The 13,744-nt window shown below is 61.8% G+C and carries 9 protein-coding genes; 6 read left to right on the top strand and 3 right to left on the bottom strand.

Annotation, left to right across the window (positions count from 1 at the left end):
- Positions 1-148 precede the first annotated feature (148 nt).
- On the bottom strand, positions 149-1,408 hold the full coding sequence (locus tag HZC36_09710; GenBank protein ID MBI5707250.1) for an HDOD domain-containing protein: 1,260 nt from the start codon (positions 1,406-1,408) through the stop codon (positions 149-151).
- Positions 1,409-1,513: 105 nt separating this feature from the next.
- Here HZC36_09710 and HZC36_09705 point away from each other — a divergent pair, with 105 nt between their 5' ends.
- The gene (locus HZC36_09705) at positions 1,514-4,522 is read left to right on the top strand and encodes a DUF1553 domain-containing protein (protein MBI5707249.1); all 3,009 of its coding nucleotides are present in this window, start codon (positions 1,514-1,516) and stop codon (positions 4,520-4,522) included.
- A 2-nt stretch (positions 4,523-4,524) separates the two neighbouring features.
- A complete protein-coding gene (locus tag HZC36_09700; GenBank protein MBI5707248.1) occupies positions 4,525-5,976 on the top strand; it encodes a DUF1501 domain-containing protein in 1,452 nt (483 codons plus the stop codon).
- A gap of 65 nt (positions 5,977-6,041) precedes the next feature.
- On the opposite strand, the gene HZC36_09695 is transcribed toward HZC36_09700, so the two are convergent.
- Positions 6,042-7,247, bottom strand: a complete 1,206-nt coding sequence (locus tag HZC36_09695) for an aminopeptidase P family protein (GenBank protein ID MBI5707247.1) — start codon at positions 7,245-7,247, stop codon at positions 6,042-6,044.
- A 250-nt stretch (positions 7,248-7,497) separates the two neighbouring features.
- Here HZC36_09695 and HZC36_09690 point away from each other — a divergent pair, with 250 nt between their 5' ends.
- On the top strand, positions 7,498-8,685 hold the full coding sequence (locus tag HZC36_09690) for a glycosyltransferase (GenBank protein MBI5707246.1): 1,188 nt from the start codon (positions 7,498-7,500) through the stop codon (positions 8,683-8,685).
- Positions 8,686-8,738: 53 nt separating this feature from the next.
- On the opposite strand, the gene HZC36_09685 is transcribed toward HZC36_09690, so the two are convergent.
- Positions 8,739-9,323 (bottom strand): hypothetical protein, encoded by a 585-nt coding sequence (locus tag HZC36_09685; protein ID MBI5707245.1) that lies wholly within the window; start codon positions 9,321-9,323, stop codon positions 8,739-8,741.
- Between the two features lie 125 nt (positions 9,324-9,448).
- Between HZC36_09685 and HZC36_09680 the strand changes: the two genes are divergently transcribed.
- From HZC36_09680 to HZC36_09670, 3 genes are all read left to right on the top strand, one after another.
- Positions 9,449-10,198 carry a DUF554 domain-containing protein gene (locus tag HZC36_09680; GenBank protein MBI5707244.1) on the top strand — a complete coding sequence of 250 codons (750 nt, stop codon included), beginning with the start codon at positions 9,449-9,451 and terminating at the stop codon, positions 10,196-10,198.
- A 107-nt stretch (positions 10,199-10,305) separates the two neighbouring features.
- On the top strand, positions 10,306-12,495 hold the full coding sequence (locus HZC36_09675) for a DPP IV N-terminal domain-containing protein (GenBank protein MBI5707243.1): 2,190 nt from the start codon (positions 10,306-10,308) through the stop codon (positions 12,493-12,495).
- A gap of 77 nt (positions 12,496-12,572) precedes the next feature.
- Positions 12,573-13,703: a rhomboid family intramembrane serine protease gene (locus tag HZC36_09670; GenBank protein MBI5707242.1), complete on the top strand. Its 1,131-nt coding sequence runs from the start codon at positions 12,573-12,575 to the stop codon at positions 13,701-13,703.
- Positions 13,704-13,744 lie beyond the last annotated feature (41 nt).

Raw genomic sequence — 13,744 nt, 5'->3', positions numbered from 1 at the left:
GACTTACTGACAAAGAACAAACCCGTAGGGCAGACTCTCAGTCTGCCGGCGCAAAGGGCCGGAGCGCACGCATCCCTGCCGGGACCCTTGCGACCGGGAATTCCTCGCAGAGCCGCCAAGCCGCAGAGGTCCGTAAAGACTGAGGCGCCTAATGCGAGGTCTCACAGCTCGACATCAGTTCCTGCGCCCTTCGGAGCGCTTCCACATAGTGGAATTGCGGAGAGCTCTCCATGATCCCACTGCCTTCAAGCGCCGTCGGGCTACCCCGCTCCCACCCTTTGACAAAGCGCAAAACTCTGGCGAGATCGGACTCGGCGACCGGATTGACCAATGCCTCGATGACGTCCTCCGAGAGCGGCAACTGGCTGACGATTTCGGAAATTGGCATGTCGAGCATAGCGTCGAGCAGCGAGAACAGCCCGAGCGTGAAATAGGCGTCTGGAGCAAACAGCTTCAGGTCCCTTGCGAGCAGCTCGCAGAAGTTCGCCCGGATCAACACCGTCTGCAGCAGTTCCGGCGACTTCTTCGGGATGGAGGACATCGACAAAATCGTGGCCAGGGCGCCGGTCTTCCGAATCCCAATGAAGCTTACGGCCTCCCGCAGCGAGTGCAGACGAGAGTCCAGACCCATCGCGGCCGACCGGAGCATTTTGAGCAGCCTGAAGCTCAGGCCCGGGTCTCCAGAAATGATCCTGTCGATCTCTTCGAGACTAACTGCGGGATCGGAGAGCCTTGAGATAAGCGCGATCAGGACTTCGTGCCGACAAACAGCGCCCCGACCCTCGACCACTTCCGGTTTGGCATAGAAGTAGCCCTGGAACAGTTCAAAGCCGAGCTTTTTCCACCTCTGGAACTCTTCGTAGGTCTCAACCTTCTCGGCAAGCAGCGCTTTGCCCTTTGACTTGAGCTGGCGGACAATTGGGGCGTAGAACTTGGGATCGGCGTCCTTGACCTCAAACTTGACGACGCTGACCAGAGGCAGGAAGGGCCCCAGCTGCGGCTGGCCCGTGTAGTCATCGATGGCCAGGCGATATCCTTGCCTTTTGAGCGACTTAACCGCTTCGAGCACCTCGGGGCTCGCATCGACCGTCTCGAGGATTTCGAGCACGACGCGATCGACGGGAAGCATGTCGATGACTCCGGAAAGCAGGAGCTCCTCCGAGATGTTGATGAACGCGGGCTTGGTCCCCACCAGGCTGTTTAGGCCGAACGCGCCGATCGTGTCCACGATCATCGTCGAAGACTCCGCTAGCCCCACTTCGCCGGCGCTACCCACCCTCCCGGACCGATAGAGAAGCTCATAGGCGCTGACCTGGCCGGCGGCGTCGATGATGGGCTGACGCGCCACATAAGCGGCGGAATAGGCCTGCTTGGAGTTCTCAACTACGCTCTGCGAGATGGCGGACACATGCGCAATATCGGATTGGCGGGGCTGGCGCCCCACAACAATCTTGCGGGGTCTTGGGCTGAAGAAAGGGCTGGCCCCGGACAAACCGGAAGCATAATAGGGCTTGTGAAAGCCTGGCTGGTCTGCGGATATGCGTTTGGGGCGCTGCTGCCCGTGGGGATGGGATGGGCCGGCGCCTCGTCCCAAACCCAGAAGCAGGTTACGTTTTCCGATGTTGAGCCGATCCTGAAGGCGCACTGCTCCGGGTGTCACGCAGGTTCTGGCGCATCGGCCGGGCTCGACCTAAGCACTTTCGAATCCCTGATGAAGGGCGGCGCCAGCGGAAAGGCCATCGCGCCGGGCAAGCCGGGCGGTTCGCTTCTCCTGAAGCGCCTTCTCGGCGAGGGCGGGATGCCCCAGATGCCGATGGGCATGCCGGCCCTTTCCGAGAGCCAGATTGCGACGATCCGGGCTTGGGTTCAGCAGGGCGCCTCCAAGGGGGCTTCTTCCAAGCAGCATTGGGCCTTTGCGCCCGTCCGCAGACTGGCGCCGCCGAAGGTGAAGCTGCAGGGGTGGACGCGCAACCCGATCGACGCGTTCGTGCTGAAGCGACTGGAGACGGCGGGTCTCAAACCCAGCCACGAAGCCTCAAAGGAGGCCCTAATTCGCCGGGTGAGCCTGGACCTGACCGGCCTGCCGCCCACACCCCAGGAGATCGACGCGTTCCTTGCCGACAAGCGGCCCGACGCCTACGAGCGAGTGGTCGACCGGTTGCTGAAGAGCCCGCACTATGGCGAAAAGCAGGCGATCGAGTGGCTAGATTTGGCCCGGTATGCGGACTCGAACGGGTTCGAAAAGGACAACAACCGGGTCGCCTTCAAGTACCGCGACTGGGTTATCGACGCCTTCAACCGCAACCTGCCCTATGACCAGTTTGTGGTCAAGCAGCTTGCCGGCGACTTGCTCCCCAAACCCACGCTCGACGACCTCATTGCGACCGGATTTCATCGCAACACGATGTTCAACCAGGAGGGTGGCGTCGACCCCGAAGAGGGGCTCTTTGAGGCGCTGGTCGACCGAGTGAGCACCACCGGTGTGGTGTTTATGGGCGTGACCTTTGGCTGCGCCAGGTGCCACGACCACAAGTACGACCCTTTCAAGCAGCGCGAGTTCTATGAGCTCCTGGCCTATTTCAATGGGACCGACTATGTGCCGAAAGGCGACCCGAAGGTCTCGGAGATGAAATATTATGAGCCTGAAATCGAGGCGCCGACCCCTGAGCAAGCCGCCGAAAGGGACCGCCTCAAGGCCCGGCTGGCCGACCTAGAGGCGAAGCTCACGGCGCAGTCGCCCGAACTCACCGCCGAGCAAGGGAGGTGGACCGCCGCCGTGGCATCTGGAATCCCTTGGCTGGCCTTGTTTCCCACAGCTTTCGAAGCCACTAACGGCGTGAGCTTGGCTCTGGCTTCGGACAACGCTCTGTTGGCTTCGGGGCCGATCCCCGCGAAAGTCACGTACCGGGTTCGGCTAGAGCGTCCGAGCACCAACTCGATAACCGGGATACGCATCGAGGCGCTGGCCAACGATGCGCTGCCGAACAAGGGTCCGGGGCGATCGAGCAACGGCAACTTCGTTGTGGGAAAGGTGGCCGTTTTGGCGGGCGGCAAACCCATCAAGTTGGCGGCTGCCAAGTGTGACTTCGACCAGGAGAGTTTCAGCGCTCAAGGCCTGATCGACGACGATCCTGATTCCGGCTGGGCCATCTCCCCACAGATGGGCAAGCCCCATGAGGCCGTCTTGGAGTTCGCCAGGCCATTGGTGCTATCCTCCGATTCGCTTGAGGTCGTCATCGAATGCGAATCGCGGTTCGGCCAGCACACGCTGGGCGCGTTTCGCCTTTCAGCGACGTCGATCGAGGCGCCCCTTGTTCGTTTTGCTTCGACAGAACTGCGAGATCTCGCTCGCAAGGAGAACCGAACGGCCGTAGAGCAGAGGCGGCTTGACGCTGCGTTTCGGGCGGCAACTCCCCTGTTGTCCCAGGCTCGTCAGGACAAGGCAGCTTCAGAAAAGCGCCTTGCCGAGGTGCAGAGCCAGATTCCCACGGCACTGATCATGAGGGACCGCCCTGGCCCGCTTTCGGCGCACCTTAGGAACCGGGGCGAGTTCACCAACAGGGGGGACCAGGTGTTTCCGGCGATCCCTGCGGCTTGGAACAAGCCCACTTCGGGTTCCCCGGCGAACCGCCTCGGCCTGGCTCAGTGGATCGTCAGCAAGCAGAATCCTCTGACGGCGCGCGTTCAGATGAACCGGATGTGGATGGGTCTCTTCGGGCGCGGCATCGTCGAGACCGCGGAGAATTTTGGCACCCAGGCGTCACCGCCTTCGCATCCCGAGCTTCTGGATTGGCTGGCCTCGGAGTTCATGGCTCGCAACTGGGATATGAAGGCGATGATGAGGCTTATGGCCACCTCGGCCGCCTATCGCCAATCCTCCGATGCGACGCGGCAAGCCCTCGCCAAGGACCCGGGTAACGCGCTGATCTCACGCGGGCCGCGTTTCCGTTTGGATGCGGAACTGGTCCGTGACAACGCGCTCGCGGCCAGCGGACTGCTTTCACGCAAGCTAGGCGGGCCGAGCGTATACCCGATCCAGCCGGACGGGGTTTGGAACACGCCCTACAACGGCCAGCAGTGGATGACGAGCCAGAAGGACGACAGGTATAGACGCGGTTTGTATACGTTCCTCAAGCGCACCTCACCGTATCCATCGTTCATGACGTTCGATTCCACAAGCCGGGAGTCGTGCACCGTGCGCCGAGTCCGCACCAACACGCCGCTGCAAGCCCTGACTTTGCTCAACGACCCGGTCTATTTGGAGGCGGCATCCGCCCTGGCGGCGAGGAGCGAACGAGAGGCCGGAAAGGACCCCGCTAAGCGGCTCAGCTATGCCTTTCGGCTGTGCACGGGCCGCAGGCCCAGCGAGCCCGAGCTCAAGCGGCTGGCCAAGCTCCTTTCGCGCCTGAAGGCCAAGGCTGGCCCGTCGGCCAAAAGTGGGTCCAAAACCCCAGATCAAGCCGCCTGGCAAATGGTTTGCAGCGTGCTCCTGAACCTCGACGAGACGATTACCAAGGGATAGCCATGAACCGAAACGACCGATTGAACCAACTGACGCGGCGCACCTTCTTCAAGGAGGTCGGCTACGGAGTGGGCGGGCTGGCGCTCTCCTCGATGCTGGCCCAGCAGGGTTTGGCGGCGACCTTTCAGGGGAACCGCAAGGACCCCCTAGCGCCCAAGAAGCCGCACTTCGCGCCGAAGGCCAAGAGCGTGATCTTCCTCTTCATGGCGGGAGCCCCGAGCCAGATCGACCTCCTCGACCCCAAACCGTTCCTCCAGAAACACAATGGCGAGGCCTGCCCCGAGGAGTTTATGAAGGGCGATCGCTTTGCCTTCATCAAAGGGGTCCCGAAGCTGCTCGGGTCGCCCCATTCCTTCACGCAAGCGGGTCAGAGCGGCGTCGAGATCTCCAATCTGCTGCCCCACCTCAAAACCGTTGCCGACGACATCGCGATCGTGAGGTCGGTGAAGACGGATCAATTCAACCATGCTCCTGCCCAACTCTTCATCAATACGGGCTTCCAGTTACCCGGCCGGCCGAGCCTTGGCTCCTGGCTGACCTACGGGTTGGGCACCGAAAACGCCGACCTGCCTGGGTTCGTGGTGCTGATTTCTGGCGAGAACAACCCGGACGGCGGCAAGGCGTGCTGGAGCAGTGGGTTCATCCCCACGGCTTACCAAGGAATCGAGTTCCGGTCGAAAGGCGAGCCGGTGCTCTTTGTGAAGGACCCCGAAGACGTCACGCGCCCGATGCGGCGCGACATGCTCGACGCTCTCAGGGACCTCAACGAGATCAAGCTCAAGCAGACCCTAGACCCCGAGATCGAGACGCGCATCGCCCAGTATGAACTGGCTTACCGGATGCAGTCGAGCGTTCCGGACCTCATGGATGTGTCCAAGGAAACCAAGGAGACCCATGAACTCTACGGTACAGAGCAGGGCAAGACAAGCTTCGGCAACAACTGCCTGCTCGCGCGGCGGCTCGTGGAGCGCGGCGTGCGTTTTGTGCAGCTTTATCACCGCGGGTGGGACCATCACGGCAACGGGGAAGGCAACGACCTGAAGCACGGCCTTCCCGAGCTTTGCCGCCAGACTGACCAGGGCGCTGCAGCGCTGGTGAAGGACCTGAAGCAGCGGGGGCTGCTCGACGAGACGCTGGTCGTGTGGATCGGGGAGTTCGGTCGGACCCCTATGAACGAGGGGCGCGGCGGCTCACCCTATCCCGGCCGCGACCACCATCCCCATGCCTTTTCCTGCTGGCTCGCAGGCGGCGGCATCAAGCCGGGCATCACCTATGGCAAGACGGATGAATTGGGCTATCAGATCGTTGAGAACCCTGTCCATATCCACGACCTGAATGCGACGATCCTGCACCTTATGGGCATGGACCACACCAAGCTGACCTACAAGTTCCAGGGCAGGAACTTCCGCCTGACGGACGTGTATGGCGAGGTTGTGAAGGGTCTCTTGGTGTGAGCTGGTTCCGACTGCCTTGCAGGTCTCATACGTCCTAAAAGACTTATAAGACCTGTGCATATCTACTATAGCTTCAGCACAGGCAAGTCCATCTGGCGGCTGGTGAGCCATTCCACGCCCGTTGCCGTAACTTGGGCCATCTCCTCGATTCCCAGGTATCCGCGCCCTTCGACGAACACCCCTAGCTCCAGCGTATAGACCTCGCCCTCTTTGATCGGGATCGTCGGCGTTCGGCCATAGCGCTCCCACTTGGGCCCCAAGATCGCTCCGCCATCGTGCGCGACGCGCCCAACCTGGTGCCCCAGCGCGTGCAAGTACTCCGGAAAGCCCTGCGCCACCAGATAGGATCGCGCCGCCGCGTCGACCTCCCAACCCTGAACCCCCGGCTTTAGCACGGCCGCCCCGGCAGAGATCGCGCCGATCACGGCGTCGAACGCCCGTTGGGCGTCCGCGGGCGGCTCGGTCTCCCCTGGATGCGGCACATACCAGCAGCTCTGGATATCTGAGCTGTAGCCGTTCTTGGTGACGCCGAGATCGATGTGCAGGATCTGGCCAGGCGCAAGGAAAATCGTGTCGCTGGGGATGCCGTGGCCGCCCATGGAATCGGGTCCGAAATTGACGATCGGATCGCCCACCTTGTCCCAGGCGTAGCCGAGGCCAAGGCTCTCGATGAGCGATTGGATCCCATCGTAGAGGTCGCGCTCCGACATGTCGAGCCGGGCGTGCTTGTCCACCCAGTCGAAGAGCAATTCGGTCTCCTTGATAGCTCCCTTCATGCGCTCGATTTCGGTGGAGGTTTTGACTCCGCGCAGCGTGGTTACCAGGTTCGATGCGCTGACGAGACATCCCTCGAAGCGTGTGCCTTTTAGGTAGCTCTCAAGGAGCAGAAACATGCCGTGCGAAAGGCCATCGGCCTTCACGTCGTCGGAGCAGAAGTTGACGCCGATTCTGGGCTTACCTCCTGCCGGCACCAGCTCTTCCAGCTTGGCGATCAGCGTGTCGCGGAGGCCCTGGACATAGGGCACAACCTCGTCCCAATTGCCCGAAGCGACGATGGCATCGGCGTCGTAATTGCCGACGATGGCGACCTTCTTGCCGGACTGGGAAACCAGGAGCGCCGACTGCCAGGTGAGGCCGCCCTGGATCAGGAACGGGAGCACAGGGTCGCTGCCGCCAAAGGTCTCGCGGACGAAGGTGAGCCAGACATCGAGGTCCGACTGGGCGATGAGGGCGGCGGCTTGGTCAAGCTTCTCCGAGATGAGTCCAGGCATGAGGGGAATGTACCTGGGGCGGGAAGGGACAGAGGGACAGGGGGACACGGGGACACGGGGACAGGGGGACACGGTGACAGGGGGACACGGGGAAAGGGGGATAAGGGGGATAGGGTGATGAAGAGATGAAGGGATTAGCGGGAGCCCCTCCCTTGTTTTTGCGAAGCGAAAATGCTTCCGAGTCCCGGCTTGTCGGGAAGGGAGGGGTTGGGGAGGGAGACAACGCGGCGCTCCTTCATAATCCCCATACATGCCCAAGGTCTCTGTCCTGCTGACCTGTTACAACCATCTCGCCTATCTGCCGGCGTGTTTGGAGGGCGTGCTCGCGCAGACCTTCCAGGACTTCGAGATCATCATTCTCGACGACGGCTCGTCCGACGGCACGCGAGAGTGGCTGAAGGAGAGGGTGAAGGGATGGAAGGGTGGAGGTGTGGAGGGGCTAGTACCACGTGGGGCAGACTCTCAGTCTGCCGGATTGGGACACAGCGACGAAGGGACGGAGGGACAAGGGAATTCTCCCGATCGCCCATCGCCCATCGCGCATCGCGACCCCGCGGCAGGCGACCCCTCACCCGGTTCGCTATCGCTCACCGACCTCTCCCCGTCGGGGCGAGGTGATGCTGAAGATCGCCCATCACCCATCGCCCATCGCGGAACATCGCCCTTCGCCCCTCGCCCCTCGCCCATCAAGCTCATCTTCAACGAGACCAACCTGGGCACCTATGGCACGCTCAACCGGGGTCTCAAAGAAGCAACCGGCGAGTACATCGCGGTCCTTAACGACGACGACCTTTGGGCGCCGGAGAAGCTGGAGCGGCAACTAGCTCTCTTTGAAGCGCACCCCGAGGTCGGGCTCGTGCATACCGACGGTTGGTTCATCGACGGAAAGGGCGAGCGCATGGAGGGGTCGCCGCTCGGGTTTTCGTTTCCGAGAACGCAGACCGGCGACGTGCTGTTGGCGCTGCTCTATGCGAACAAGATCATCGCCAGCGCGGCCCTGGTGCGGCGCGAATGCTTCGAGAAGCTGGGAGGCTTCAATGAGGCCTATTTCGGCTCGGGGGATTGGGAGATGTGGCTGCGCGTGGCCGAACAGTGGCAGGTGGGCTATGTGGACGAGCCGCTGACCTTCTACCGGGTGCATGGCGCGAACGCCAGCCACAAGCTGGAGCGCATCTGGAAGGATGACGAGATGCTGCGCGAGTGGATCCGAACGCGGTACCCGCTGCTGGAGGCGAGGGGGTATCCAAGCGCCGAACTCGTGGCGGCGAAGGCGCACAACGAGGCGTGTCTGGGCACGGTCAAGACGCTGAACGGCGACCCGGCCGGGGGGCGTGCGGCGTTTGCGCGCTCGATCAAGCTGGCGCCGGGCCGTTGGAAGAGCTATCTGCGTTGGGCGGCGACGTTCCTCCCGCGCGGCGCGTTTCGGAAGCTGAACTAGGCACTGAACGGAGCACGTGAGAACACGCTCGAAGCCCCTTCCACTGTCGGCAGTCACAATCGCTTGGATTCCTTCAGGCTGGGTGTGACGTTGATTAGTGGCCACCATCTGATCTCGCGGGAGTCTAGCCGCTGCCGGGCCTTCTCATTGACAGGTTTCATATCAACTGCCTTGAATTCCAGTCGCTCGCCGACCTTACCAACCTTATCGTCTCTGAAAAGGGCCCCGTCAATTTCAACTGTGACAATCGACTTGATCCGCTCAGGTAGGACCTGCGGCTGGTAGGCAACGTTTACGTTCGACGCGGAATCGGAGAACCGAAAGGCAACATTGTTTCGGATGGTGACCGTTCCATCGTATGCCACGTGGATTGACTTGACTTCAAGTGCGAATTTCAGAAAGACCTCCATTGCCTTGATGTCCATCGATCGTGCAAGCTTCCGAACCTGTTCGACCTCTTCGGTAGAGCCCTGAACATGAATGACTCCAGTTAGGTCGTTAACAGACATTCTGACTCCGTCAGGGACAAGCCGAAGGATCATGGAGAAGACTTCAGTGGCCCTGCGGTTCTTCAACTGAATATCCGCTTCGTCCGCAAGCAATATCAGGGGTATGACAAGGGCAAGGACCTGCAACATAGCTCAATGATACGCCTGATTCGAAACGGGAGATTTGTGATGCACAAGGCCCACAACCGATAGCCGTGCGCCTTGTCCCCCTGGCTCATCGTTCAAGGCTTGGTTCCTCGTTCATACTAACCCTCATGCCCAGGATGGTCGTTGGCAGGGGGACGTGGCTCAACACGGGCACGGTGCTCGTCGGCGCGCTGATCGGTCTAGCCGCGGGCGCCAGCGTGCCGGTCGCCTACAAGGACCTCGCCCAGGCCGCGCTGGGGCTCGTGACCGTCGGCCTCGGGCTCAAGCTGTTTCTCCAGGCGCGCAGCATCCTCATCATCGCGGCGGCCCTCTTTGCCGGGGGGTGCCTCGGCATGGCGCTTGGGTTCCAGAGCGGGCTCGAGGCGTTTGCCGGATGGGCCAAGCAGACCTTCGGCGCGCAGGGCTCCTCCACCTTCGCGGAGGCGATCGTGAGCACCAGCATCATCTTCTGCGTCGGCCCCATGACGCTGCTCGGCTGCATCAAGGACGCTATCGAAGACGACCTGGAACTCCTGGCGATCAAGAGCACGATGGACGGCTTTGTGGCGATCTTCTACGCCGCCACGATGGGGCCCGGCGTGCTCGTCACGGCGGGGGTCGTGTTTGTGGTCCAGGGCGCGATCACGCTGGCGGCCTCGCCGCTGAAGCGTTTCGCCGACGACAAAGAGATGATCGACGAGGCCACCGGGACCGGAGGCATCATGCTGGCGGCGATCGGGCTGCGGCTCCTGGAGATCAAAGCGTATCCCGTGGCGAACTTCATTCCCGCGCTCTTCCTGGCTCCGCTGTTTGTTTCTCTCGCCCGAAAGATTGCACAAAGGAACCGGGGCGGCGTATCCTCGCGGGAAGCGCCATGAACCCACTCCCCAACGTCTTGTCCAAGTGCCCCCGCATGCGGTGGGCGCTTCTCGTTCTGCTTGTCCTTGCTGCGGCGGGTTCACAGGCTCAAAACAGACTTCCCACCATGCCACGTTTCGACCGCTATGAAAAGATGCGCCGGGAGATCACCGGCTCCGTTGTCCGGGGCGCCGTCCAGGTGCGATGGGAGGACGAAGGTAAGTCTTTCGTCTACACCTGGAAGGGAAAGCAGTATCGCTACGACCTCGCCGCAAAGAAGGCGACGGAGATTTCGGGCGGTGCGGACCCCGAACCCGCCAAGCCCAAAGCGGCGCCCCAGCAGCCGGCTCGAGGGCGGCAGTTCTCGACCGAGCGCTCGCCCGATGGCAAGTGGACGGCGAACTACAAGGACCGAAACGTCTGGCTGAAGCCCAGCGGGGGGGGCGACGAGATTCAGGTGACCACCGACGGCAGCGTGGAGAAGCGCATCAAGAACGGCATCGCCAGTTGGGTCTATGGCGAAGAGCTCGGCGTGAGAAACGCGATGTGGTTCAGCAAGGATTCGTCCATGCTTGCCTACTATCGCTTTGACGAATCGAAGGTGCCGGATTTCTATCTGACGATGGAGGTCGGCAAGGTTCAGGACTCGCTGGACGTCGAAGCGTATCCCAAGGCCGGCGCGCCCAACCCCGAAGTGCAGCTTTTCGTTTACGACCTGGCGAGCAAGAAGTCGGTCCCTGTGGATTGCACGTTCGGGCCCGATGGCCAGGACATCGCGCACTACGTTTACAGCGTGCGCTGGTCGGAGGACGGCAAGGAACTGCTCTTCAACCGCACCAACCGCAAGCAGAACAAGATGGAGATCTGCGCCGCGGACCCGAAGACAGGCAAGTGCAGGGTGATCCTGCGCGAGGAGCAGCCCCAGAGCTGGACCGACAACTCGCCGCGCCTGCAATACCTGGCGCCCCAGGAAGGCAAGCCCCAGCGCTTCATCCTCGTCAGCGAGCGCAGCGGCTGGGACAACATCTACATGGGCGACATGTCCGGCGCGTCGCTCAAGGCGATCACCAAGAACGTGGGCTTCGAGGTGCAACGCATCGTGCGCGTGGACGAGAAGGCCGGCGTGATCTGGTACATGGCTCGCGACGGCGACACGCCTTACCGGTTTCAGCTCCACCGCATCGGGTTAGACGGCAAGGGTGACGTTCGGCTGACCGATCCGAAGTTCCACCACTCCGTGGACATCGCGCCGGACGGCAAGAGCTTCGTGGACATCATCGAGACCCGCGAAATGGCCCCCGCGACGCGCGTCTGCGATGCAAGCGGCAAGGTGCTTACGGTCTTGGCGGAGAGCGACCTCACCAAGTTCGACGCGTTGGGCCTAAAGCCCGGCGAGACCTTCAAATACAAGGCGATGGACGGCGTGACGGACTGCTACGGCTCGCTCTACAAGCCGTCCGACTTCGACCCCAAGAAGAAGTATCCGATGATCGTGACGGTCTATGGCGGGCCGGAATCGGGTGGCGGGGCCGAGACGTTTGCCACACCATCGGCATGGACCGAGTTCGGCTTCCTGGTCGCCAGCTTCGATGGGCGCGGCACGAGCGGCCGGGGCAAGGCGTTCAAGGACGCCGTGTACGGCAAGCTGGGGATTGTCGAGATTGATGATCAGGCGGCGGGAGTGATTGAACTGGCGAAGCGGCCTTATGTGGACGGCAACCGCGTCGGCATCACCGGCACGAGCTATGGCGGCTACTCCTCTTGCATGGCGATCCTCAGGTATCCGAAGGTGTTCCAGGCGTCTGTGGCGAGTTCCAGTGTGACGGCTTGGTACCACTACGATTCGATCTACACCGAGCGCTACATGGGTTTGCCCTGGGAGAGCGAGAACAAGGCGGGCTACGACGAGGGTTCGGCGATGAAGTATGCGGCAAACCTGACCGGCTACCTTCTGCTCTATTACGGCACGGCCGACAACAACGTCCACCCGAACAACACCTTCCAGCTCATTCAGGCCCTAAACCAGGCGAGGCGCGCCTACGATGCCCAGGTTGGCGTCGACGCCGGGCACAGCGGCGTGAACCAGGATCGGATGCTGGAGTACTTCATCGAGCACCTGGTGCTGCCGTATGAGCCTAAGGCAGGGAAAGAGGTCCGAGGTCTGAGGTCCCAGGTCCGAGGGGCGGAGGGACCGATGAGCCGTGGGGCAGACTCTCAGTCTGCCTTGCTGGCGCCGCCCAACCGGGTGAAGACCGGTGATTCGGGCCTGATGGCCAAGCTTCACAAACGATGGCGGGAAAGAGCGGGGTCGTCTTGACACGTTGGCCGACAGCTCCCTAAGATTGGTCCATGTTTCTGCCAATCAGGGCGAAAAACCCCCCGGAGTCGTTTCCGGTGGTTACGATTCTCCTGATCCTGGCGAATGTCGTGGTCTATGCGTTTACCACCAGCGACGGCCTGGATGTCCGGCCCGAAGTCGTCGACCAGTGGGGGCTCAAAGGTTCGAACTTCGGACCCCTCCACATCTTCACCAGCATGTTCCTGCATGGGGGCCTTTTCCACCTTCTGGGCAACATGTGGTTCCTGTACATCTTCGGCTTCTCGGTCGAGGGCCGGATGAAGGCGTGGTTCTTCCTGCCGATGTACCTGGCCTCCGGCGTGGCGGGGGACGTCCTGCACCATGGCCTCTTGGGCAGTTCTAACCCGAACATCCCCTCTATCGGAGCTTCTGGCGCGATTATGGGAGTGATGGGCGCGGGGCTCTACATGTTCCCCCACGCCAAGATTACGATCTTCTATCGCTTCTTCGTTTGGGGAACGACGGACTGGTCTCTGTGGGTGGTGGGTCTCTACTTTTTGGGGATCGACGCGCTCTTCGCGTTCTTGGGGGCTGCCGATGGCGTCGGGCATTTTGCGCACCTGGGAGGCGCCGCAGGTGGATTTCTGATCGCCATGATCCTGCGAATGAAGCGCGACTCGACCGAGGCCAGCGATGCGAAAGCGATGCTCTCAGACACCAAGGACCTGAGCGTGCTGGCACCCTACGAGTTCTCCGCGATCGCGAAGAACGATCAAGACAACACCCTCCTTGCGCTTCATTGGGTCCAACGCGGGTTCAGGAGCCACGGCGGTCCATCGAGGGAGTCTCTGGACTACTTCAATCGCCTGCTTCCCAGAATTGCTCAGGAACAGGACCCGCTCGTCGTCGGCTCGACCCTGCTGATGCTCGCCATCGATCCCGGGAAGATCCCCATTCCTTACCTGCTGAGGACCGCGATGCAGTGCGAGCAAGCCGGCGACAAGCGGTTGGCGCTCAACTTATATGAGGCTGCCCTGCGCGATCCCGCGATCGCCGAGGGCGACCGAGAATCCGCGATGTTTCGGTCGGCGATCATGGTGGAGCACGCGTTCGGAGACCGCCAGCGCGCGGCAGAGGTGTATCGACAGTTTTTGGCGCGCTATCCGATGAGCGCTATGGCCGATCAGGCGAAGACGCGCATTCAGAACTTGACTGGACAGAGTTGAATGGCCCTGCATTGCAAAGCGCCTTGTTTGAGTGGACTTCA

This window comes from Armatimonadota bacterium (genome assembly GCA_016223145.1).
GTDB lineage: Bacteria > Armatimonadota > Fimbriimonadia > Fimbriimonadales > Fimbriimonadaceae > Nitrosymbiomonas.
This window is presented reverse-complemented; position numbering and strand designations above follow the sequence as displayed.

What these genes read in the sequence shown, in the direction of transcription:
- HZC36_09700 (MBI5707248.1), top strand. Translation starts at nt 4,525, where the DNA reads ATGAACCGAAACGACCGATTGAACCAACTGACGCGGCGCACCTTCTTC.
- HZC36_09695 (MBI5707247.1), bottom strand. Translation starts at nt 7,247, where the DNA reads ATGCCTGGACTCATCTCGGAGAAGCTTGACCAAGCCGCCGCCCTCATC.
- HZC36_09690 (MBI5707246.1), top strand. Translation starts at nt 7,498, where the DNA reads ATGCCCAAGGTCTCTGTCCTGCTGACCTGTTACAACCATCTCGCCTAT.
- HZC36_09685 (MBI5707245.1), bottom strand. Translation starts at nt 9,323, where the DNA reads ATGTTGCAGGTCCTTGCCCTTGTCATACCCCTGATATTGCTTGCGGAC.
- HZC36_09680 (MBI5707244.1), top strand. Translation starts at nt 9,449, where the DNA reads ATGCCCAGGATGGTCGTTGGCAGGGGGACGTGGCTCAACACGGGCACG.
- HZC36_09675 (MBI5707243.1), top strand. Translation starts at nt 10,306, where the DNA reads ATGCCACGTTTCGACCGCTATGAAAAGATGCGCCGGGAGATCACCGGC.